Annotated in this window: 19 protein-coding genes; 3 read left to right on the plus strand and 16 right to left on the minus strand. The window is 55.3% G+C overall.

Annotation, left to right across the window (positions count from 1 at the left end):
* Nucleotides 1–34: 34 nt before the first annotated feature.
* The 12 genes from nuoL to lrhA all read right to left on the minus strand — a co-directional run bounded on the left by nuoL (nt 35) and on the right by lrhA (nt 13,473).
* On the minus strand, nt 35–1,876 hold the full coding sequence (gene nuoL / locus L6R44_RS14725) for an NADH-quinone oxidoreductase subunit L (protein WP_023325763.1): 1,842 nt from the start codon (nt 1,874–1,876) through the stop codon (nt 35–37).
* On the minus strand, nt 1,873–2,175 hold the full coding sequence (gene nuoK / locus L6R44_RS14730; RefSeq protein WP_003861496.1) for an NADH-quinone oxidoreductase subunit NuoK: 303 nt from the start codon (nt 2,173–2,175) through the stop codon (nt 1,873–1,875). Before nuoK ends, nuoL begins: the two co-directional genes overlap by 4 nt.
* A complete protein-coding gene (gene nuoJ, locus L6R44_RS14735) occupies nt 2,172–2,726 on the minus strand; it encodes an NADH-quinone oxidoreductase subunit J (RefSeq protein WP_008500212.1) in 555 nt (184 codons plus the stop codon). The genes nuoK and nuoJ overlap by 4 nt, the downstream gene beginning before the upstream one ends.
* A 10-nt stretch (nt 2,727–2,736) precedes the next feature.
* The gene (gene nuoI / locus L6R44_RS14740; RefSeq protein WP_003861491.1) at nt 2,737–3,279 is read right to left on the minus strand and encodes an NADH-quinone oxidoreductase subunit NuoI; all 543 of its coding nucleotides are present in this window, start codon (nt 3,277–3,279) and stop codon (nt 2,737–2,739) included.
* 13 nt (nt 3,280–3,292) lie between these two features.
* Nucleotides 3,293–4,270, minus strand: a complete 978-nt coding sequence (gene nuoH, locus L6R44_RS14745; RefSeq protein WP_237424615.1) for an NADH-quinone oxidoreductase subunit NuoH — start codon at nt 4,268–4,270, stop codon at nt 3,293–3,295.
* The gene (gene nuoG, locus L6R44_RS14750; RefSeq protein ID WP_237424616.1) at nt 4,267–6,990 is read right to left on the minus strand and encodes an NADH-quinone oxidoreductase subunit NuoG; all 2,724 of its coding nucleotides are present in this window, start codon (nt 6,988–6,990) and stop codon (nt 4,267–4,269) included. The genes nuoH and nuoG overlap by 4 nt, the downstream gene beginning before the upstream one ends.
* Before the next feature lie 54 nt (nt 6,991–7,044).
* Entirely contained in the window at nt 7,045–8,382 is a 1,338-nt protein-coding gene (gene nuoF, locus L6R44_RS14755) for an NADH-quinone oxidoreductase subunit NuoF (RefSeq protein ID WP_032641959.1), read from the minus strand.
* Complete coding sequence (gene nuoE, locus L6R44_RS14760; RefSeq protein WP_003861486.1) at nt 8,379–8,879, minus strand: NADH-quinone oxidoreductase subunit NuoE; 501 nt, start codon at nt 8,877–8,879, stop codon at nt 8,379–8,381. The genes nuoF and nuoE overlap by 4 nt, the downstream gene beginning before the upstream one ends.
* Before the next feature lie 2 nt (nt 8,880–8,881).
* Nucleotides 8,882–10,684 (minus strand): NADH-quinone oxidoreductase subunit C/D, encoded by a 1,803-nt coding sequence (gene nuoC / locus L6R44_RS14765; RefSeq protein WP_014884637.1) that lies wholly within the window; start codon nt 10,682–10,684, stop codon nt 8,882–8,884.
* Nucleotides 10,685–10,773: 89 nt separating this feature from the next.
* Nucleotides 10,774–11,448 carry an NADH-quinone oxidoreductase subunit NuoB gene (gene nuoB / locus L6R44_RS14770; RefSeq protein ID WP_003861482.1) on the minus strand — a complete coding sequence of 225 codons (675 nt, stop codon included), beginning with the start codon at nt 11,446–11,448 and terminating at the stop codon, nt 10,774–10,776.
* Nucleotides 11,449–11,463: 15 nt separating this feature from the next.
* On the minus strand, nt 11,464–11,904 hold the full coding sequence (nuoA, locus tag L6R44_RS14775; RefSeq protein WP_014171000.1) for an NADH-quinone oxidoreductase subunit NuoA: 441 nt from the start codon (nt 11,902–11,904) through the stop codon (nt 11,464–11,466).
* A gap of 630 nt (nt 11,905–12,534) precedes the next feature.
* Nucleotides 12,535–13,473 (minus strand): transcriptional regulator LrhA, encoded by a 939-nt coding sequence (gene lrhA, locus L6R44_RS14780; RefSeq protein ID WP_032641961.1) that lies wholly within the window; start codon nt 13,471–13,473, stop codon nt 12,535–12,537.
* A gap of 938 nt (nt 13,474–14,411) precedes the next feature.
* Between lrhA and alaA the strand changes: the two genes are divergently transcribed.
* On the plus strand, nt 14,412–15,626 hold the full coding sequence (gene alaA / locus L6R44_RS14785; protein WP_003861471.1) for an alanine transaminase AlaA: 1,215 nt from the start codon (nt 14,412–14,414) through the stop codon (nt 15,624–15,626).
* 94 nt (nt 15,627–15,720) lie between these two features.
* Nucleotides 15,721–16,320 (plus strand): 5'-deoxynucleotidase, encoded by a 600-nt coding sequence (yfbR, locus tag L6R44_RS14790; protein ID WP_237424617.1) that lies wholly within the window; start codon nt 15,721–15,723, stop codon nt 16,318–16,320.
* Between the two features lie 54 nt (nt 16,321–16,374).
* Here yfbR and L6R44_RS14795 read toward each other — a convergent pair whose 3' ends face one another.
* The 4 genes from L6R44_RS14795 to yfbV form a co-directional block, all read right to left on the minus strand.
* Entirely contained in the window at nt 16,375–18,207 is a 1,833-nt protein-coding gene (locus L6R44_RS14795) for an SLC13 family permease (RefSeq protein ID WP_237424618.1), read from the minus strand.
* Nucleotides 18,208–18,282: 75 nt separating this feature from the next.
* Complete coding sequence (locus tag L6R44_RS14800) at nt 18,283–18,942, minus strand: sugar phosphatase (protein ID WP_237424619.1); 660 nt, start codon at nt 18,940–18,942, stop codon at nt 18,283–18,285.
* 11 nt (nt 18,943–18,953) lie between these two features.
* Nucleotides 18,954–19,448 carry a YfbU family protein gene (locus tag L6R44_RS14805; RefSeq protein WP_008502874.1) on the minus strand — a complete coding sequence of 165 codons (495 nt, stop codon included), beginning with the start codon at nt 19,446–19,448 and terminating at the stop codon, nt 18,954–18,956.
* A 91-nt stretch (nt 19,449–19,539) separates the two neighbouring features.
* Nucleotides 19,540–19,995: a terminus macrodomain insulation protein YfbV gene (yfbV, locus tag L6R44_RS14810; protein ID WP_032641969.1), complete on the minus strand. Its 456-nt coding sequence runs from the start codon at nt 19,993–19,995 to the stop codon at nt 19,540–19,542.
* Nucleotides 19,996–20,332: 337 nt separating this feature from the next.
* On the opposite strand from yfbV, the gene ackA reads away from it, so the two are divergent.
* Nucleotides 20,333–21,535: an acetate kinase gene (ackA, locus tag L6R44_RS14815; RefSeq protein ID WP_032641971.1), complete on the plus strand. Its 1,203-nt coding sequence runs from the start codon at nt 20,333–20,335 to the stop codon at nt 21,533–21,535.
* Nucleotides 21,536–21,543: the final 8 nt, after the last annotated feature.

Below are 21,543 nucleotides of genomic sequence, written 5' to 3' on the forward strand. Positions count from 1 at the left end.
TTTTCAACGAATTCGAATAAAATTCACTTAACGATCAACGCAACACCATCAGCAGCGCCAGCACGACAACCGCACCGATGCTCATGGACGCCACATACCAGCGCAGGTAACCGTTCTCGCTGTACAGCAGGCCTTTGCCTGCAAAGCGGGAAAGGATCGCCGGGATATTCATCAGGCTGTTCAACGGATCGCGCTTCAGCAGCCACGCAATGCCCAGGAACGGCTTAACGAAGATCATGTCGTACAGCCAGTCGAAGCCCCACGCGTTGTACCACCAGGTACCCAGCAGACGGCCCGGCGCGCTGTTGGCAACGGCGGTTACCAGCGTGCGTTTGCCCAGCCACAGCCATGCGGCGATCAGGATGCCCGCGATAGCGACCACGCCGGAGGTGATTTCAAGCGTCAGAACGCGACCGTGCTCAAGCTCGGTGGTGTCCGGCAGTACGCCCTGCAGCGGCGGCACAATCATCGCGCCAACGAAGGTGGACAGTACCAGCAGCACAATCAGCGGCAGGTGGTGGGTAATCCCCTTCCCTGCGTGAGCGTGAATTTGTTCTTTACCGTGGAATACGATGAAAATCATACGGAAGGTATACAGGGAGGTCATGAACGCACCGACCAGACCCGCAACCATCAGATTGATATGACCATTCGCCATGGCGCCCGCAAGGATTTCGTCCTTACTGAAGAAGCCCGCGGTAATCAGCGGCAGTGCCGCCAGCGCCGCGCCGCCTACCAGGAAGCAGACATAGACCAGCGGGATAGACTTACGCAGACCGCCCATTTTGAAGATGTTCTGCTCGTGGTGGCAGGCCAGAATCACCGAACCGGACGAGAGGAACAGCAGCGCTTTAAAGAACGCGTGCGTCATCAGGTGGAAGATTGCCGCATCCCACGCCTGAACGCCCAGCGCCAGGAACATGTAGCCAATCTGGCTCATGGTGGAGTACGCGAGAACGCGTTTGATGTCGGTCTGCACCAGTGCGGCAAAGCCTGCCAGCACCAGCGTTACCGCACCAACGATACCCACCAGATGCAGAATTTCCGGGGTCATCAGGAACAGACCGTGGGTACGCGCAATCAGGTAAACACCCGCGGTCACCATGGTCGCGGCGTGGATCAGCGCGGAGACAGGGGTAGGACCCGCCATCGCGTCCGCCAGCCAGGTCTGCAACGGCAGCTGCGCGGATTTACCCACGGCACCACCCAGCAGCATCAGCGTTGCCCACCACAGCATGTTGTTGCCTGCGGCGAAGTGCGCTGGCGCCAGTTCCACCATTTCGCGGAAGTTCAGCGTGCCCAGTTCGTTGTAGAGAATGAACAGCGCGAAAGCGAGGAAGACGTCACCCACGCGGGTCACGACGAACGCTTTCATGGCCGCTGCGCCATTCTTCGGATCGGTGTAGTAGAAACCGATCAGCAGGTAAGAACAGAGACCTACGCCTTCCCAGCCCAGATACATCAGCAGCAGGTTATCGGCCAGCACCAGAACCACCATGCTGGCGATAAACAGGTTGGTGTAGGCGAAGAAGCGGGAGTACCCCTCTTCACCGCGCATGTACCAGGAGGCGAACATGTGGATCAGGAAGCCAACGCCGGTGACCACGGAGAGCATGGTCAGCGAGAGGCCGTCCAGCACCAGGTTGAAGCCGATGTTGAAGTCACCCACCGACATCCAGGTCCACAGCGGCACGCTGAACGGCTGACGTCCGTTGTTGAAGAAGTCGATCCCCGCATACGCTGTGACCAGCGCAGCCAGACCGACAGAGCCCATGCCCACGGTCGCAGACAGATTCTCAGACCAGCGGCCGCGAGAAAACGCCAGCAGCACGAAGCCAATCAGCGGAAAAATAATGGTTAAGGCAAGCATGTTCATCCACGCAACTCACTTACTGAATCGATGTTCAGATTCTGGCGGCGACGATGGAGCTGCAGCAACAGCGCCAGGCCAATACTCGCTTCGGCAGCCGCGAGGCTGATGGCGAGAATGTACATCACCTGACCATCGGTCTGGCCCCAGTAGCTTCCGGCGACCACGAAGGCCAGCGCGGAGGCGTTAATCATGATTTCCAGTCCGATCAGCATAAACAGCAGATTGCGGCGGATAACCAGACCGGTCAGACCCAGAACGAATAAAATCGCCGCGAGGATCAGTCCATGTGTTAAGGGGATCATGCGCGCTCCTCCGTTTTTCTTTTCGCGCGGTCGTCAGTGCGGTTGCTCAGCACCTCGCCAGCGCGCTCTTCGCGACCAACGTGGAAAGCAACAACCAGGCCTGCCAGCAGCAGCATTGAGGCCAGTTCCACCGCCAGAACGTATGGGCCAAAGAGCGTGATACCCACCTCTTTCGCGCCGATCGGCGTGCCGTCGATGCCCTGATCGTTGACGCCAAGAATGGCGTAAACAATCACCACCAGCATGATGGCCGACAGAATTGCCGGGCCAATCCACACCTGCGGTTTTAACCACTGACGTTCCTGCTCAATTTCAGAGCCGCCCAGGTTCAGCATCATCACCACGAACACGAACAGCACCATAATGGCCCCGGCGTAGACGATGATTTCCAGCGCACCGGCGAAATGCGCGCCCAGTGCGAAGAACACCCCTGAAATGGCCAGCAGCGAAATGATTAAGTACAGCAGCGCATGCACCGGATTGGTGTGCGTGATCACTCGCAGCGTAGCCAGGATGGCGATAAGGCCACAGATATAAAAAGCGAATTCCATTGCCCTCTCCTTACGGTAACAGGCTCTTGACGTCGATAGGCTTAGCTTCGTTCTCTGCTTCGCCCTTATCTTTGCCGTCGATTGCCATACCCGCCATCCGGTAGAAGTTGTATTCCGGGTATTTGCCCGGACCGGAAATCAGCAGATCCTCTTTCTCGTACACCAGGTCCTGACGCTTGTACTCACCCAACTCGAAGTCTGGAGTCAGCTGAATCGCCGTGGTTGGGCACGCTTCTTCACACAGACCGCAGAAGATGCAGCGTGAGAAGTTGATGCGGAAGAACTCAGGGTACCAGCGGCCGTCTACCGTCTCTGCTTTCTGCAGAGAGATACAGCCAACCGGACACGCTACCGCACACAGGTTACAGGCAACGCAGCGCTCGGAACCGTCCGGGTCGCGCGTCAGCACGATACGGCCACGGTAGCGCGGCGGCAGATATACCGGCTCTTCCGGGTACATCCGGGTTTCGCGTTTGGCAAACGCGTGCAGGCCGATCATCCAGATACTGCGTACCTGGGTACCGAAGCCTACCAGTAATTCTTTTAAGGTCATGGTCTATAGCCCCTTATGGCTGCTGCCAGAGAATGACAGCTGCCGTTACCAACAAGTTGACGAGCGTCAGCGGCAGGCACACTTTCCAGCCGAAGGACATTACCTGGTCATAACGTGGACGCGGTAACGCTGCGCGAATCAAAATGAACATCATCATGAAGAACGCGGTTTTCAGCGCGAACCAGATGAACGGCGGTAAGAACGGGCCATGCCAGCCACCGAAGAACAGCGTTACCATCAACGCGGAAATGGTGACGATACCGATGTACTCGCCCACGAAGAACAGACCGAACTTCATGCCGGAATATTCGATGTGGTAACCGTCGGCCAGTTCCTGTTCGGCTTCTGGCTGGTCAAACGGGTGACGGTGACACACCGCCACGCCCGCGATGGCAAAGGTAATAAACCCAAAGAACTGCGGAATAACGTTCCAGATGTCGACCTGGTTGTTGACGATGTCGGTCATGTTGAATGAACCGGCCTGCGCCACTACGCCCATCAGGGAGAGACCCAGGAACACTTCGTAGCTCAGGGTCTGCGCGGAAGCACGCATCGCACCCAGCAGCGAGTATTTGTTGTTACTGGACCAGCCTGCGAACAGGACCGCGTAAACCGCGAGGCCTGCCATCATCAGGAAGAACAGAATGCCGATGTTCAGGTCAGCGACCACCCAGGTCGGGCTGACCGGCACGATAGCAAACGCCAGCAGCAGCGAGGTGAAGGCGATCATCGGTGCCAGAGTAAAGATCACGCGATCCGAGAAGCGCGGGATCCAGTCCTCTTTAAAGAACATCTTGATCATATCCGCGACCAGCTGGAGTGAACCACCCCACCCCACGCGGTTCGGTCCGTAACGGTTCTGGAACAGACCGAGCAGACGACGTTCACCAAAGCTCATGAACGCGCCGCAGGTGACCACCACCAGCAGGATAACAATCGCTTTCAGAATGCTCAGCAGGATGTCGATAAGATCCGGCGTTAACCAACTCATGCTTTTGCCTCCTGCAGATTATCAAGACGCGCGCCCGCCAGAACCGGCGCAATGCCTGGCATACCCATCGGCAGACCGACCTGCCCTGCCGTAAGACTTTCAGAGATAATCAGCGGCAGGCTGATGGTCTGGCCGTCATAGCTAAAGGCAACGTTCGCGCCCGCGTTTACGCCAAGCTTCGCGGCATCCGCCGGGTTGAGCTTGATGTAAGGCTGCGGCATGCGGGTCTGGAAGACCGGTGAACGCTGGGACAGCTCGTCGCTACCGAACAGATGGTAGTACGGCGCGATGCGCCAGCTACCGTCCTGCGCCTGGAAGCTCGCCGGTACGGTGGTGAAGAAGTCCAGACCGGTTTCGGAGGCTTCAATCAGACGCACGCCCGGATCGCCGTGGCGCAGGGAGCCGCCCACTTCAGCCTGGAACTTGTTCCATGCCTGCGGGGAGTTCCAGCCCGGTGCCCATGCGAATGGGATCTGTGAACGCGGCGCAGACGGCTGGTTGTTCCCTTCCATGGAGAAGGCGAACATGGTGTCTTTATCCTGCGGCTGGCGCGGTTCGTGTACGCTGATGTTGGCGCGCATGGCGGTACGACCGCTGTAGCGGTGCGGTTCACGCGCCAGCTTCTGGCCGCGAATGCGGAAGCTTGCTTCAGGTGCGGCATCTTTAATGCCTGCCAGCTGAGGCAGTTTTTCCACCACCGCGTCGATAACGTGGTCAAGCTGCGTCCAGTCCACTTCACGGCTCTGTACGGTGCTGTGCAGGGAGTGCAGCCAGCGCCAGCTTTCCAGCATTACGGTGTTGCTGTCGTAGTACGCCGGGTCATAAACCTGGAAGAAACGCTGCGCGCGGCCTTCGTTGTTGATAACCGTACCGTCGCTTTCCGCGAAGCTTGCCGCCGAGAGCACCAGGTGCGCTTTGTCCATGATCGCGGTGCGCTGATGGTCGATGACCATGACCAGCGGCGCTTTGGAGAGCGCAGCGTCAACGCGCGCGGCAGAGGCGTGGCGATGCAGGTCGTTTTCCAGCACCACAACGGCGTCAGCGGCACCGGATTCCAGCTCGCTTAACGCTTCTTCCAGCGAGCCGCCGCCGATCATACCCAGGCCAATGCTGTTCACCGCACGGGCAATCATGGTTACGCCGACGTCCGCGCCGCGGCCTTTGAGGGCTTTAGCAACGTTTGCAGCCGCCTGAACGATCTCCGCGCTGCCGGCGTTAGTACCGGAAATAATCAGCGGTTTCTTCGCACCCGCCAGGGCCTGAACAATCACGTCAACCTTGTTTTGCAGGTCGCGATCCAGCTCAACGGCAGGGGAGGTGTTGTCCAGCGCGTGGGCAATGGCAAAGCCGAGACGGGCCTGATCTTCAACCGGCGCGCAGTAGGTCCACGCGGCGATATCGTCCAGACGGGTATTGTCGACGTTGGTCACAAACAGAGGATGCTTCGCGCGCTGGCCGATGTTGAGGATCGCCGCAATTTGCCAGTCAGCCACTTTCTGCGCCGCTGCCATTTCACGTGCTTTACCCTTCACCGCCTGACGAACCGCCAGAGCCGCGCGTGCGCCGGTCTGGGTCAGGTCTTCACCCAGCACCAGGACCGCATCGTAGGATTCAATTTCGCGCAGCGCAGGGGTATGAATACCGCCTTCACGCAGCACTTTCAGCACCAGCTGCAGACGTTCCTGCTCGCCCTGGGCGATACCGGTGTAGAAGTTTTCAGCCCCAACCAGCTCGCGCAGCGCAAAGTTGCTTTCAACGCTGGCGCGCGGGGAGCCGATACCGATGACTTTCTTCGACTGGCGCAGAATATCTGCCGCGCCCTGCATCGCCTGTTCGGCGTTCAGGGTAATGAAGTCGTCGCCACGGCGCTGAACCGGCTGACGCGGACGGTCTTTCAGGTTCACATAGCCATAGCCGAAACGACCGCGGTCGCACAGGAAGTAGTGGTTAACGGTACCGTTGTAACGGTTTTCGATACGACGCAGTTCGCCGTAGCGCTCACCCGGGCTGGTGTTACAGCCGAGGGAACACTGCTGGCAGATGCTTGGCGCAAACTGCATGTCCCATTTACGGTTGTAACGCTCGGAGTGGGTTTTATCCGTGAATACGCCGGTCGGGCAGATTTCTACCAGGTTACCGGAGAATTCGCTCTCAAGCGTCCCGTCTTCCGGACGACCGAAGTAGACGTTATCGTGCGCGCCGTACACGCCCAGATCCTGACCGTCCGCGTAGTCTTTGTAGTAACGCACGCAGCGGTAGCAGGCGATGCAGCGGTTCATTTCGTGGGAGATGAACGGCCCCAGGTCCTGGTTACGGTGGGTACGCTTGGTAAAGCGATAGCGACGGAAGCTGTGGCCGGTCATCACGGTCATATCCTGAAGGTGGCAGTTACCGCCCTCTTCACAGACCGGACAGTCGTGCGGGTGGTTGGTCATCAACCATTCCACAACGCTTTCGCGGAACTGTTTCGCTTCTTCGTCATCAATCGAAATAAAGGTGCCTTCGGTGGCTGGCGTCATACAGGACATCACCAGGCGACCACGCGTGTCTTCCGCGTTTTGATATTGCTTCACCGCACACTGGCGGCAAGCACCGACGCTGCCCAGCGCCGGATGCCAGCAAAAGTACGGAATATCGAGGCCCAGAGACAGACAAGCTTCTAGCAGGTTGTCCGCCCCGTTGACTTCGTATTCTTTGCCGTCTACATGAATCGTAGCCATTAGCATGCTTCCAGTTGGCTCGAATTGCTTCGAGCGTTAATCAAAATTCTGTCTTTACCAGCGTGCTTTCAGCAGGTTCGGCTGAATCCCATTGATTGAATGGGTATTGCTGAACGGCTGCTTGATGCCTGCTTCGAATTCGTCGCGGAAATATTTAATCGCGCTCTGCAGCGGCTCGACGGCACCCGGTGCGTGGGCACAGAAGGTTTTACCCGGACCTAAGAATCGACACAGTTGCTCAAGCGTCTCGATATCGCCAGGCTGGCCTTCGCCACGTTCGATCGCGCGCAGGATCTTCACGCTCCACGGCAGACCATCACGGCACGGTGTACACCAGCCGCAGGACTCGCGGGCGAAGAACTCTTCCAGGTTACGCACCAGCGAAACCATGCCGATCTCGTGGTCGACGGCCATCGCCAGCGCCGTACCCAGACGGCTGCCTGCTTTACCAATGCTTTCGAATTCCATCGGCAGGTCAAGGTGGGCTTCGGTGAGGAAGTCTGTCCCTGCCCCACCCGGCTGCCAGGCTTTGAATTTCAGGCCATCACGCATGCCGCCCGCGTAATCTTCAAGAATTTCGCGCGCGGTGGTACCGAACGGCAGTTCCCAGACGCCCGGGTTTTTCACGCGACCGGAGAAGCCCATCAGCTTGGTACCGGCATCTTTGCTTGAGGAGATGCCCTGATACCACTCCACGCCGTTGGCGAGGATAGCCGGAACGTTACACAGGGTTTCAACGTTGTTGACGCAGGTCGGTTTACCCCATACGCCGGAGCTTGCCGGGAACGGCGGCTTGGAACGCGGGTTCGCGCGGCGGCCTTCCAGGGAGTTAATCAGCGCGGTTTCTTCACCGCAGATATAACGCCCGGCACCGGTGTGCACGAACAGCTCGAAGTCAAAGCCGGTGCCCAGGATGTTTTTACCCAGCAGACCGGCTTCGGTGGCTTCGGCAATCGCGCGACGCAGGTTTTCTGCCGCTTCGATGTACTCGCCGCGCAGGAAGATGTAGCCACGGTACGCTTTCAGCGCAAACGCGGAGATCAGCATGCCTTCCACCAGCAGGTGCGGCAGCTGCTCCATCAGCAGGCGGTCTTTATAGGTGCCCGGCTCCATTTCATCGGCGTTACACAGCAGGTAACGGATGTTCATGGATTCGTCTTTCGGCATCAGGCTCCACTTCAGACCGGTGGAGAAGCCCGCGCCGCCGCGCCCTTTCAGGCCAGCGTCTTTCACCGCGTTAACGATGTCGTCCGGCGCCATGCCGCCAAGGGCTTTACGCGCACCGGCATAGCCGTTTTTGCTCTGGTATTCGTCGAGCCATACCGGCTGTTTGTCATCGCGCAGACGCCAGGTCAGCGGATGCGTCTCAGCAGTACGAATTACAGTTTTCATTTGTACTGCTCCAGCAGGTCAGGAATCGCTTCCGGCGTCAGATGGCTGTGAGTGTCCTCATCAATCATCATGGTCGGCCCCTTGTCGCAGTTACCCAGGCAGCAGGTTGGCAGCAGAGTAAAGCGTCCATCGAACGTGGTCTGGCCCGGCTTGATATTGAGCTTCTTCTCAATCGCAGCCTGAATGCCCTGATAGCCGGTGATGTGGCAGACAACGCTGTCACAGTAGCGGATCACATGGCGGCCTACCGGCTGACGGAAGATCTGGCTGTAGAACGTGGCCACGCCTTCTACGTCACTTGCCGGAATACCCAGCACTTCCGCGATCGCATAGATCGCCCCATCCGGCACCCAACCACGCTGTTTCTGAACGATTTTCAGCGCTTCAATGGACGCCGCACGCGGGTCTTCGTAGTGGTGCATCTCATGCTCAATGGCGGCACGTTCTGCTTCACTCAGCTCAAAAGCCTCGGTTTGTGGTTGTTGATTCTCGTGCATAATTAGCGGTCCACATCTGACATAACAAAATCGATACTACCCAGATACACAATCAGGTCAGAGACCAGACTGCCGCGAATGGCGGACGGGATCTGCTGCAGGTGCGCAAAGCTCGGCGTACGCACGCGTGTACGGTAGCTCATGGTGCTGCCGTCACTGGTCAGGTAGTAACTATTAATACCCTTGGTCGCTTCAATCATCTGGAAGGATTCTTGCGCCGGCATGACCGGACCCCAGGAAACCTGCAGGAAGTGGGTGATCAGGGTTTCGATATGTTGCAGCGTGCGCTCTTTCGGCGGCGGCGTCGTCAGCGGGTGATCCGCCTTGAACGGGCCTTCCGGCATATTGTTGAGGCACTGCTCAAGGATGCGCAGGCTCTGGCGCAGCTCTTCCACTTTCAGCATCACGCGGGTGTAGCAGTCGGACACGCCGCCGCCCACCGGGACCTCAAAGTCGAAGTTTTCGTAGCCAGAGTAAGGACGGGCTTTACGCACGTCGAAATCAATACCGGTCGCGCGCAGACCTGCACCTGTCGTGCCCCACTCCAGCGCTTCTTTCGCGCCGTAGGCAGCAACGCCCTGGGAACGGCCTTTCAGGATGGTGTTACGCAGCGCGGCTTTCTCGTAAGAGGCCAGACGTTTCGGCATCCAGTCGAGGAACTCACGCAGCAGACGGTCCCAGCCGCGCGGCAGATCGTGCGCCACGCCGCCGATACGGAACCAGGCCGGGTGCATACGGAAACCGGTAATCGCTTCCACCAGATCGTAGATTTTCTGACGATCGGTAAAGGCGAAGAAGACCGGCGTCATCGCGCCGACGTCCTGAATGAACGTGGAGATGTACAGCAGGTGGCTGTTAATACGGAACAGCTCAGACAGCATGACGCGAATCACGTTAACGCGATCCGGCGTAACGATACCCGCCAGCTTCTCAACGGCCAGCACGTAAGGCATTTCGTTGACGCAGCCGCCGAGGTACTCGATACGGTCGGTATACGGAATGTAGCTGTGCCAGGACTGACGCTCGCCCATCTTCTCAGCACCACGGTGGTGGTAGCCGATATCCGGGACGCAGTCGACAATCTCTTCGCCATCAAGCTGAAGAATAATACGGAATGCACCGTGCGCAGACGGGTGGTTTGGACCGAGGTTGAGGAACATGAAGTCCTCGTTTTCAGTACCGCGCTTCATGCCCCAGTCTTCCGGCTTGAAGGTCAGCGCTTCCATCTCCAAATCCTGCTTGGCTTTGGTCAGCTCAAACGGATCGAATTCGGTGGCACGTGCCGGGTAGTCTTTACGCAGCGGGTGGCCGGTCCAGGTCTGCGGCATCATGATGCGCGTCAGGTGCGGGTGGCCGTCGAAAGTCATGCCGAACATTTCCCAGGTTTCACGCTCGTACCAGTTCGCGTTCGGGAAAAGTTTGGTGATGGTCGGCAGATGCATGTCGTTTTCAGACAATGCCACCTTGAGCATGATATCCGTGTTGCGGTCTATTGAGATCAGGTGGTAGAAAACGGAAAAATCCGCAGCAGGGAGACCCTGGCGGTGGGTACGCAGACGTTCATCCATGCCGTGTAAATCAAACAGCATGACGTACGGTTTTGGCAATTTCTTGAGGAAATCGACAACTTCCAGCAATTGTTCACGCTTCACCCAAACAACGGGTACCCCGGTGCGGGTCGCCTGAACGGTAAAGGCATCCGGCCCAAAACGGTTGCGCAGTTCGCCAATGACTGGGTCATCCAGATGATCCCGGGTCTGCCAGGCGGCTTCTTGCGCGGTTAAGTCGGTCATATTGTTCACCATTGCAAATGGTCCGTGGTGACTGTTGAGCCTGGCTTCGCGCTATTTGAGTAGTGATATGCGAAGGTGTTCTCCAGGCCTACAGGCGCAAATTAAATTTCGTCAGGCGTACGCAGATTGGTGACGGCAATACGTTCACCACGTTTACGCTCGCGCTCAGACTGCATGTTCGCGCGATACACACCCTGATCGCCAACAACCCACGACAGTGGGCGACGTTCTTTACCGATAGACTCCTGCAGCAGCATCAGCGCCTGCATGTAGGCTTCCGGACGTGGCGGACAACCCGGGATGTACACATCCACTGGAATAAATTTATCTACGCCCTGCACGACGGAATAGATGTCGTACATACCGCCAGAGTTAGCACATGCGCCCATGGAGATAACCCATTTAGGCTCCAGCATCTGGTCATAGAGACGCTGAATGACTGGCGCCATCTTGGTAAAGCACGTACCGGCTACCACCATCAGGTCAGCCTGACGTGGGGAAGCACGCAGTACCTCTGCCCCAAAACGCGCAACGTCATGCACCGCAGTGAATGACGTCACCATTTCAACGTAGCAGCAAGAAAGGCCAAAGTTGTACGGCCAGATAGAGTTCTTACGACCCCAGTTGACCATATCGTGCATGGCATGTTCGAGCTTGCCCATGTACACGCTTTTATTGACTTCTTGCTCCAGGGGGTCGGTTACGATCTCCTGTTTTTGCAGGGGGTAACGGTCATTCTCACCGTTAGGATCTATGCGGGTGAGCGTATAATCCATCTTATTGCCTCGCTGTTACTGCTGACGATTAGAGATACTGTTTTCCGGGTTGATGTGTTCACGACGTGAACGCGCAGGCGTCCAGTCAAGCGCGCCAATACGCACCAGATAAACCAGACCGGCCAGTAACACTAAAATGAAAATTGCGGCCTCGACAAAGCCCACCCAACCACTTTCGCGGATGGACGTTGACCATGCGAAAAGGTAAAGCGCTTCCACGTCGAAGATGACGAAGAACATGGCTACCAGATAGAACTTGGCAGACAGGCGTAAGCGAGCGGAACCGACCGAATCAATACCTGATTCGAAAGGTGTGTTTTTGTGCCTTGCACGGGCGCGACCGCCCAGGAACCAGCCGCCGACTAACATCAGGCAGCACAGGCCAATGGCTACAATAAGAAAGATTGCGAATGCCCAGTGATGAGCGATGACTTCTGTGGATGTTGACATACTCATTGCTTACTCATCAAAAGTGATACCTACGACACTGCTCTTGCTGGCAGATGGGCATCACATCGATTCATGGGGAGGAACAAATAACCTTACACCAACTGTCAGAAATGAGACGTAGACAGCAAAATGATGGGGTTTTTTACTCCTTTCTATAACCTATTGTCAACTTTAACAAAGGTTTCTTCACATTAAATTACATCGAGCGATTCTCATTAACATTTGGTGCCCTTTAACCCTGGTGGGTACATGACTTTCCGTCAAATGCATGTTGTTGAATCGTGTCCGTTTCGGAAGTAAAAAAAATAACCCTCCTATTTTGACAGGATTTGCCAACGATTCCTCCCCCCAAATAGGAGTATTTTCTTGATCTGCGACACGCTTTTGTTAATTCGGCCTGGAAAACAGCAACATATTTCCTGTTTTTTTAACATGAGGGAGATATGGATGAAGTTAGAACGGGAAATGGATAAGTTTTAAGCGAAAGCATTTATCTCATTGATAAATAGAGACTCCCCTGAAAACCCTCGCGCCGAAAATGGGTATTGTTGCTAAAAAAAAGCCACTGCATGTGAAAATCACACGAGTGGCTTTTTTTTACACTTACATTTTGTTACCAGAATTTTGAGCTATCGATCACTCAAAATCCCCCTCAACGATCAGGGAATCATCGCCCCCTTCGGAGGTAACTTGCTCGAACTGCCACGGGTTATGGTAGTTTTGCATCGCCTCGAACACCACTTTGGCCAATTCGTTATGGCTGGACGAATTGTGGCAAAGCAGATACTCCGTATCCGGCAGCGCAGGAAGGCCATCGGATTTCCCCAGAACGCGCAGATCGGGGCTCATCATCTCTACCGGACGGGCCGTTACGCCCAGACCGGCCTTGACGGCGGCGCGAACCGCCGGCAGCGTGGACGCCACATACGCCAGACGCCACGGAATGTTGGCCTCATTCAACGCCGTGAGCACCATATCGCGAAACGGGCTCGGGTCATCCAGCAAGACCAGCGGAACCGGCTCCCCTTTTTGCAGCACGTATTCGGCTGCGCAGTACCAGTGCGTTGGCGATGTACGCAGCGTCAGGCAATCAAACTGCCCGGGACGATGCGTCGTTACCACCAGATCGACTTTGTTCTCATTTAACATCTCAACCATAAAGGCATTACGCTTTACGCTAACGTCCAGCGCAAGCTTCGGATAAACCGAACTAATACGATTGAGAAGAAACGGCAATATAGTATCCGCTGACTCATCAGATGCGCCTAACGTTAGCACCCCTTGCAGGTTGCTAAACATTAATGACATACATGCTTCATCATTAAAGCGAAGAATTTTCCTGGCATAACCCAGAAGCTGAATACCGTGTTCCGTTAAGAGCTTATTACGCCCATGACGCGCAAAAAGCTCTTTACCAACCAACTGCTCCAGCCGCTGCATTTGCTGGCTGACGGCGGATTGAGTTCGGCAAACGGCGGCAGCAGCTGCTGCAAAAGTGTTGAGATCGGCGACCGCAACAAACGTTCTCAGCAGATCGAGGTCGAGATTCATTATCGGACGATTTGCATTTATCATATCTATTCACTTTCAGGTTGCTCGTGCGGAGCTGCCCGGGTTGAAGCTGTGTGTATACCGTTAAGCAATTCCCTCTGAAGATTTTCCCTCGCATCCCGGCCCGGCAGACTGCCTGACAGATAGTTATTGTGCTGCTTTATATCAACAGTCAGAAAGCACGTTTCATGACGTTATTTTTATTCTCTTAAACGTTCAGGATATTTAGATGTTCGCAGGTTTATGTAAATTACATTAAAGGTGTAACACCTTTTCTGCCATCTTTATCGCAGCGCTGTCAACGTAGCAGGAGATGTTCAACACATTCCAGCCAGAGATAACTCCAACAATAACAATCAATTAATTCGGAAAACCAGTGCCAGATATACAAAAAACGTGCCTCTGCCCTCTGCTTTCCTGAAAGACATCTTAACCCAAATCCACTTTATTTATAAGTCTTATTGCAATATTGAGGATTAAAGAGGAATGTTAAGCTTCTCAACTAATTTTATTAAAATTAACTAAAGTTGCATTTTATAGGTTAATAATAAATAAATTTTAATTTAGATTAAGACCATTCATTAATGGCACTTAACATTAATTTCACATGAGTAACTTTTAGCCACAGCATGCTATTACGGAAACCTGCATCAAGCATTCAGGTTTAACGAAATGTCACTCAGGGTGATTGCCACCTTCGTCCTGCTTACCACCTATTTTCACCAGCACAATATACATGATTTCTACAAACTTACAGCACATTTAACTCAACATCGCGCTGCATGCACAACTTTAAGACAGTAAAAAAGCGACCATGCAGCGAAAAAGATTTATCAGGGAATCCCCTCTACCACAAAATCTTCTACTGCATACCCTTCAAAACGAAGCGAGGGGGGAGTACATTATTCCGTGCTGACTTCCACGGCAGGGAGTGGCAATAATAGCAAAAAGGTTAAAGGTTCATGTCCCCTATCGAAAAATCCAGCAAGCTAGATAACGTCTGTTATGACATCCGCGGCCCGGTTCTGAAAGAGGCAAAACGTCTTGAAGAAGAAGGCAACAAGGTTCTGAAACTCAACATTGGTAACCCTGCGCCATTTGGTTTTGAAGCGCCGGATGAAATTCTGGTTGATGTGATCCGCAACCTTCCTACTGCACAAGGCTATTGCGATTCAAAAGGGCTTTACTCCGCGCGTAAAGCCATCATGCAGCACTACCAGGCGCGCGGCATGCGCGATGTTACCGTTGAAGATATTTATATCGGCAACGGCGTCTCCGAGCTTATCGTGCAGGCGATGCAGGCGCTGCTGAACAGCGGGGACGAAATGCTGGTACCCGCGCCGGACTATCCGCTGTGGACGGCCGCCGTATCACTCTCCAGCGGTAAAGCCGTGCACTACCTGTGCGACGAGTCCTCTGACTGGTTCCCGGATCTCGATGACATTCGCGCGAAAATCACGCCCCGCACCCGCGGCATCGTGATCATTAACCCGAACAACCCGACGGGCGCGGTGTACTCAAAAGAACTGCTAATGGAGATCGTTGAGATCGCCCGCCAGCACAACCTGATCATCTTCGCCGACGAAATTTACGACAAGATCCTGTACGACGCGGCGCAGCATCACTCCATCGCCGCGCTGGCCCCGGATCTGCTGACCGTCACCTTTAACGGCCTGTCCAAAACCTACCGCGTGGCCGGTTTCCGTCAGGGCTGGATGGTACTCAACGGCCCGAAAAAGCACGCCAAAGGCTATATCGAAGGGCTGGAAATGCTGGCCTCCATGCGGTTATGTGCCAACGTACCGGCCCAGCACGCGATCCAGACGGCGCTCGGCGGCTACCAGAGCATCAGCGAGTTTATCGTTCCCGGCGGGCGCCTGTACGAACAGCGTAACCGCGCGTGGGAGCTGATCAACGATATCCCGGGTGTCTCCTGCGTGAAGCCGAATGGGGCGCTCTATATGTTCCCGAAAATTGACGCAAAGCGCTTCAATATCCATGACGATCAGAAAATGGTGCTTGATTTCCTGCTGCAGGAAAAAGTGCTGCTGGTTCAGGGCACGGCGTTTAACTGGCCGTGGCCGGATCACGTGCGTATCGTGACGCTGCCGCGTGAAGATGATCTCGAAATGGCCATCAGCCGCTTTGGGCGCTTCCTCTCTGGATACCATCAGTAATCTTAAAATCAGGCTACTTAGGTAGCCTGATTTGCATCTTCCCTCCCCTCCCCGCACAATGAACGCCTGTCGCAGTGAAGACAAAAGGTAACCTATGAGTCAGAGTCATTTCTTTGCCCACCTCTCCCGCCTGAAGCTCATCAACCGCTGGCCGCTGATGCGAAACGTGCGCACGGAAAACGTGTCAGAGCACAGCCTGCAGGTTGCGATGGTCGCCCACGCGCTGGCGGCGATTAAAAACCGCAAATTCAACGGTCAGGTCAATGCAGAGCGCATCGCCCTGCTGGCGATGTATCACGATGCGTCCGAAGTGCTGACCGGCGACCTGCCGACGCCGGTGAAATATTTCAACTCGCAAATTGCCCAGGAATATAAGGCCATCGAGAAGATTGCCCAGCAGAAGCTGATTGACATGGTGCCTGAAGAGCTGCGCGATATCTTCGAGCCGCTCATCGATGAGCATCAGTACACGGAAGAGGAAAAATCGCTGGTCAAACAGGCGGACGCGCTGTGCGCCTACCTGAAGTGTCTGGAAGAGCTCTCTGCGGGCAATAACGAATTTTTACTGGCAAAAACGCGTCTGGAAAAAACGCTGGAATCCCGCCGCAGCGAAGAGATGGATTACTTTATGCGGGTGTTTGTACCGAGCTTCCATTTATCGTTGGATGAGATCAGTCAGGATTCGCCGTTGTAATTTTTCGCCGGGTGGCGGCTTCGCCTTACCCGGCCTACGCTTCTGCACTCACGCTTAAAACGGGAACAGGACAGGGATCAATACCACGCACACCACCATCACCAGCACGGTGAACGGCACGCCAATCTTCACAAAATCGCTGAACCTGTAATTCCCGGGTCCCAGCACCAGCGTATTCACCGGGGATGAAACCGGCGTCATAAATGCCGCGGAAGCCGCCATGGCCACCATCATCGCAAACGGGTACGGCGATACGCCCATTGACTTCGCCATCGCCAGCGCAATCGGCGCCATCAGCACCGCCGTCGCGGTGTTGGAGATAAACAGGCCGATGGTGGCGCACATGATAAACAGGCAGACCAGCATCATGTATGGCCCATACCCGCCCCCCACGTCCATTAAGCCTTTAACGATCAGATCCACTCCGCCGGTTTTTTGCAGCGCCAGGGCAAAGGGCATCATCCCGACGATAAGAATAATGCTCGGCCAGTGAATGGCTTTATAGGCGCTTTCGGCGTCGATGCAGCGGAATTTCCCCATCAGCAAACAGGCAATGATGGCGGCTATGGGGTTTGGAATTTCATCGGTCAGCATCAGCGCAACCATCAGCACCAGACAAAAAATCGCATGCGGGGCCTGGCTGTGCGCCGGAGAGGCATCGCTCTCCTCGACCGGCATGTTGAGCACCACAAAATCACGCCCTTTTTGCCCGAGCTGGCTAATCAGCTTCCAGTTACCGACCACCAGGAAGATATCCCCCAGCAGGATCGGCTCATCCACCACCGCCCCTTCCATCGCCACGCCGTCGCGCTTCAGCCCCACGACGTTCAGGCCATAGCGGGTTCGGAAGCCCATCTCCCGCACGGTTTTACCCAGCAGTTCCGACTCCGGGATCAGCGACACTTCGGCCATGCCCACGTCCAGCGCCCGATCGGAGAAATACTCCCCGCGCAGCACCATCGGCTCCAGCAGCTGTTCGCTGCAAAACTCGCGCAGATCCACGTCCGCGGTGGACATATCGATCAGCAGGACGTCACGCGCGCGGAATTCCGACACCCCGTTGACGTTGACGATCACCCGGCGAAAACGGCGCCAGCGCTCCACGCCGATCACGTTCGCGCCGTAGCGCTCGCGCAGCTTCAGGTCATCGAGCCGTTGCCCCACCATCGGCGAGCCGGGACGAATAGCCAGACGGCGTGCGCGCCCGGTAAGGCGGTACTCTTTAATCAGATCGCGGAAGGTGCGTCGCTTCCAGCCTTCTTTATTTTTATCCTGTTTTTCACCTTTCAGGGCAAAGCGGGTCAGCAGCATGTAAACCACGCCCATCACCAGAATGACCAGCCCAAGCGGGGTGACGCTGAAAAAGCTGAAGCCCTGAAAGCCTTCCCGGAGCATCTCGCTGTTCACCACCAGGTTCGGCGGCGTGGCCACCAGCGTCATCATGCCGCTGATCAAACCGGCGAAGCTCAGGGGCATCATCAGGCGCGACGGCGAGATCTGCATCCGCATGGAGACGCTCAGTACCACAGGAATAAAGATGGCGACCACGCCCGTGGAGCTCATAAACGCCCCCAGTCCGGCAACGGTGACCATCAGGTAGACCAGCATCTTGGTTTCGCTGCTGCCCGCGACCTTCACCAGCCAGGCCCCCATAATGGTCGCTACGCCGGTACGCACCAGGCCGTCGCCAATAATAAACAGGGCGGCAATCAGGATAACGTTGGGATCGCTAAACCCGGAGAAGGCTTCCGGGAGCGTCAGCGTGCCGCTTAGTACAAACGCGACGATGACAAACAAGGCGACGGCATCCATGCGTACCTTGCCCGTTGCAAAAAGAAGAATGGCGATTAAAAGCAGGCTCAGGACCCAAATCAGTTCACCGTTCACAACCTATCCTTGTCAGTGGAAGATGCGGAATTTTGCCATAATAAAGCCCCAGCAATGTGGGGCTAAATCATGGGATTACATTTTTAGCGAGACGGTGACCACGCCATCGGGCGCTTTTGACACCGCCAGCGCCGTCAGGGAATCCAGCACAAAGTCTGCCTCATTCAGTCGGGGAGACCCGGCAGGAACGTTAACAGCAATGACGTGGCTTCCGGCGTTCAGCCCGGCCAGTACGCCTGCCGCCGCATCTTCCACCACCACGCACTCTGCGGGCGCGAGGCCCAGCAGTTCAGCGCCAAGCAGAAACGCATCCGGCTCTGGCTTGCCGCGCTTGACGCGCTCTGCGGTGATGAACACGTCGGGCGTTGGTAAACCGGCCGCCTTATGACGGGCGTGCGCAACCGGAACAGAGCCGGAGGTGACGATAGCCCACGGGATCTGCGCTTCATTAAGGTGCTCAAGCAGCTCGCGTGCGCCGGGCAGCGCGGTGATGCCATCGGTATCGGTGGCTTCAATCTGCTCCAGGTATGTGAACTCCGCCTGAATCTCTTCCTCAGAACGCCCCGCTAAGAAGTGCCGCAATGAGGTAATGGCCTGTTTGCCATGGATGAAATTCAGCACGTCCTGATGGTCAATGCCATGTCTGTCAGCCCAATGGCACCAGGAACGCTCCACAACCGGCAGCGAATCCACCAGCGTACCGTCCAGATCAAACAGAAAACCTCTACACTGCACACGCACCTCCGTCAGGCATTAATGATTTGTTGAATTTCGTTGCTGCTTAAATGGTACTGACGCGGGCAGGCGTGCCACGCGCTCAGCATACGCTGATATTTATCCCACATTGGTGTCTGCGCGTTGAAGCCATGGGTGCCCGCGTCAAAGTGGGTATAACGCCCTTCCGTATTCACCATAAAGCGAACATAGCTCAGATAGCGCGCTTCCGTTGCCGCATCAAAGCCTAAGAAGGTCACGCGGCGCTCGTCAATGGACTGCTGGTCTTTGAGATTCGTCCAGGACACGTGAAGCGCGTGGTACATCTCCATAATGTCGATCACGATGCGGCAGGTTTCTTCTTTCAGCTCGCCAAACTCGCGGTCCAGTTCGCGCATTTGCAAACCAAAACCGCGTTCAACGATGGTCTGCAGGCGGCTGTAGCGCGCAGCGTTATCGGGATCAAGCATAGTCATCATCTTGTACTGGTTGGACAAAATCAGACGTTGAGCATGGGTCATTTCCATCTTTCGACTCCTGTAGCGCATTGCACTTAAAAAAAAGACACGGTAACTGATTGTTACTGTGCCCTCTTTTCGTCGTCGTTTCGATGATCAATCACAAGTCATCGAGGAATGTTTTATCCAGTTGCTTAAAAGCACGCTTTAGCGTGTCCGCCAGCGCCTGGTAATCGGGCTTGCCTTCAACCGGAGCCAGCGCCTGCCCGGCCTCCTCCAGTTTTCCGCGCACTTCATAAAACCAGTGTAAAATAGAAGGTGGAAGTGGCGTGACGGAGCGTTTTCCTAGCCACCACAGACCCTGCATCGGCAGGCTTAACGCAAAAAGCGCCGTCGCAACCGCAGGGCCAAGCTGGCCACCCAGCGCAATTTGCCAGCACAAGGTAAAGACAGCGACGGGCGGCATAAAGCGAATCGCATAGCGCGTGGCGCGAATGGTGCGATTCTCAATGAACATCGGCGCAAGGCGCTTTTCCATTGGCCACGTCTTTGCATAATGCTGTCCCCGACGAAACAGACTAAAGAAATTGACGGACGGGTTTTCAGGTGTCGACATGGCTGTACCTCAACTTCACATATAAAAATTAAAATTTTCGTGCAAAACCACAACGGGCTATGACAACGTTCAAAATATTTTGTCATCCCTACCCCGTATCAGGTATCCTGTGCCAGCCTGATAGGGCCATAGACGAGAATCATTAACTCGTCAAATTATTGCACATTATGCCATTGGCTGAAAATTGTGCAAAATGGCATAAAATCATAGTTATTTCTTCCATCATGCCACAATGTTCGTTTGGCATGATGTTAATCATAAATGTCTGAGTCATCCTGCGTTACGCTGTTAGACTCACTGACGTTTTTTTAGCCACGTATCAATAATAGGTACTTCCATGTCGAGTAAGTTAGTACTGGTTCTGAACTGCGGTAGCTCCTCACTGAAATTCGCCATCATCGATGCGCTTAACGGTGACGAATACCTCTCTGGTTTGGCCGAATGTTTCCATCTGCCTGAAGCACGTATCAAGTGGAAGATGGACGGCAGCAAACAAGAAGCGGCTTTAGGTGCAGGCGCCGCTCACAGTGAAGCGCTGAACTTTATCGTTAACACTATTCTGGCACAAAAACCAGAACTGTCTGCTCAGCTGACTGCGATTGGTCACCGTATCGTCCACGGCGGCGAAAAATACACCAGCTCCGTGGTGATCGACGAATCTGTGATCCAGGGCATCAAGGACTCTGCGTCCTTCGCACCGCTGCACAACCCGGCTCACCTGATCGGTATCGCTGAAGCGCTGAAATCCTTCCCGAATCTGAAAGACAAAAACGTGGCCGTATTCGACACCGCGTTCCATCAGACCATGCCGGAAGAGTCTTACCTCTATGCCCTGCCGTACAGCCTGTATAAAGAACACGGCGTACGTCGTTACGGCGCGCACGGCACCAGCCACTTCTATGTGACGCAGGAAGCCGCAAAAGTCCTGAACAAGCCGGTTGAAGAAGTGAACATCATCACCTGCCACCTGGGCAACGGTGGTTCCGTTTCCGCTATCCGCAACGGTAAATGTGTTGATACCTCTATGGGTCTGACCCCGCTGGAAGGTCTGGTGATGGGTACCCGTTCCGGTGATATCGACCCGGCGATCATCTTCCACCTGCACGACACCCTGGGCATGAGCGTTGACCAGATCAACAAAATGCTGACCAAAGAGTCTGGCCTGCTGGGTCTGACCGAAGTCACCAGCGACTGCCGTTACGTTGAAGACAACTACGCAGAGAAAGCTGACGCTAAACGTGCAATGGACGTTTACTGCCACCGTCTGGCGAAGTACATCGGCTCTTATACTGCGCTGATGGAAGGTCGTCTGGACGCGGTTATCTTCACCGGTGGTATCGGTGAGAACGCGGCAATGGTTCGTGAACTGTCCCTGGGCAAACTGGGCGTTCTGGGCTTCGAGGTTGATCACGAGCGTAACCTGGCTGCCCGCTTCGGCAAGTCTGGCTTCATCAACAAAGAAGGTACCCGCCCTGCTCTCGTTATTCCAACTAACGAAGAGCTGGTCATTGCGCAAGACGCGCACCGCCTGACTGCCTGATTCCACAC

The organism is Enterobacter cloacae complex sp. ECC445, from assembly GCF_021892025.1.
Lineage (GTDB): Bacteria > Pseudomonadota > Gammaproteobacteria > Enterobacterales > Enterobacteriaceae > Enterobacter > Enterobacter chengduensis.

What these genes read in the sequence shown, in the direction of transcription:
- nuoL (WP_023325763.1), bottom strand. Translation starts at nt 1,876, where the DNA reads ATGAACATGCTTGCCTTAACCATTATTTTTCCGCTGATTGGCTTCGTG.
- nuoK (WP_003861496.1), bottom strand. Translation starts at nt 2,175, where the DNA reads ATGATCCCCTTAACACATGGACTGATCCTCGCGGCGATTTTATTCGTT.
- nuoJ (WP_008500212.1), bottom strand. Translation starts at nt 2,726, where the DNA reads ATGGAATTCGCTTTTTATATCTGTGGCCTTATCGCCATCCTGGCTACG.
- nuoI (WP_003861491.1), bottom strand. Translation starts at nt 3,279, where the DNA reads ATGACCTTAAAAGAATTACTGGTAGGCTTCGGTACCCAGGTACGCAGT.
- nuoH (WP_237424615.1), bottom strand. Translation starts at nt 4,270, where the DNA reads ATGAGTTGGTTAACGCCGGATCTTATCGACATCCTGCTGAGCATTCTG.
- nuoG (WP_237424616.1), bottom strand. Translation starts at nt 6,990, where the DNA reads ATGGCTACGATTCATGTAGACGGCAAAGAATACGAAGTCAACGGGGCG.
- nuoF (WP_032641959.1), bottom strand. Translation starts at nt 8,382, where the DNA reads ATGAAAACTGTAATTCGTACTGCTGAGACGCATCCGCTGACCTGGCGT.
- nuoE (WP_003861486.1), bottom strand. Translation starts at nt 8,879, where the DNA reads ATGCACGAGAATCAACAACCACAAACCGAGGCTTTTGAGCTGAGTGAA.
- nuoC (WP_014884637.1), bottom strand. Translation starts at nt 10,684, where the DNA reads ATGGTGAACAATATGACCGACTTAACCGCGCAAGAAGCCGCCTGGCAG.
- nuoB (WP_003861482.1), bottom strand. Translation starts at nt 11,448, where the DNA reads ATGGATTATACGCTCACCCGCATAGATCCTAACGGTGAGAATGACCGT.
- nuoA (WP_014171000.1), bottom strand. Translation starts at nt 11,904, where the DNA reads ATGAGTATGTCAACATCCACAGAAGTCATCGCTCATCACTGGGCATTC.
- lrhA (WP_032641961.1), bottom strand. Translation starts at nt 13,473, where the DNA reads ATGATAAATGCAAATCGTCCGATAATGAATCTCGACCTCGATCTGCTG.
- alaA (WP_003861471.1), top strand. Translation starts at nt 14,412, where the DNA reads ATGTCCCCTATCGAAAAATCCAGCAAGCTAGATAACGTCTGTTATGAC.
- yfbR (WP_237424617.1), top strand. Translation starts at nt 15,721, where the DNA reads ATGAGTCAGAGTCATTTCTTTGCCCACCTCTCCCGCCTGAAGCTCATC.
- L6R44_RS14805 (WP_008502874.1), bottom strand. Translation starts at nt 19,448, where the DNA reads ATGGAAATGACCCATGCTCAACGTCTGATTTTGTCCAACCAGTACAAG.
- yfbV (WP_032641969.1), bottom strand. Translation starts at nt 19,995, where the DNA reads ATGTCGACACCTGAAAACCCGTCCGTCAATTTCTTTAGTCTGTTTCGT.
- ackA (WP_032641971.1), top strand. Translation starts at nt 20,333, where the DNA reads ATGTCGAGTAAGTTAGTACTGGTTCTGAACTGCGGTAGCTCCTCACTG.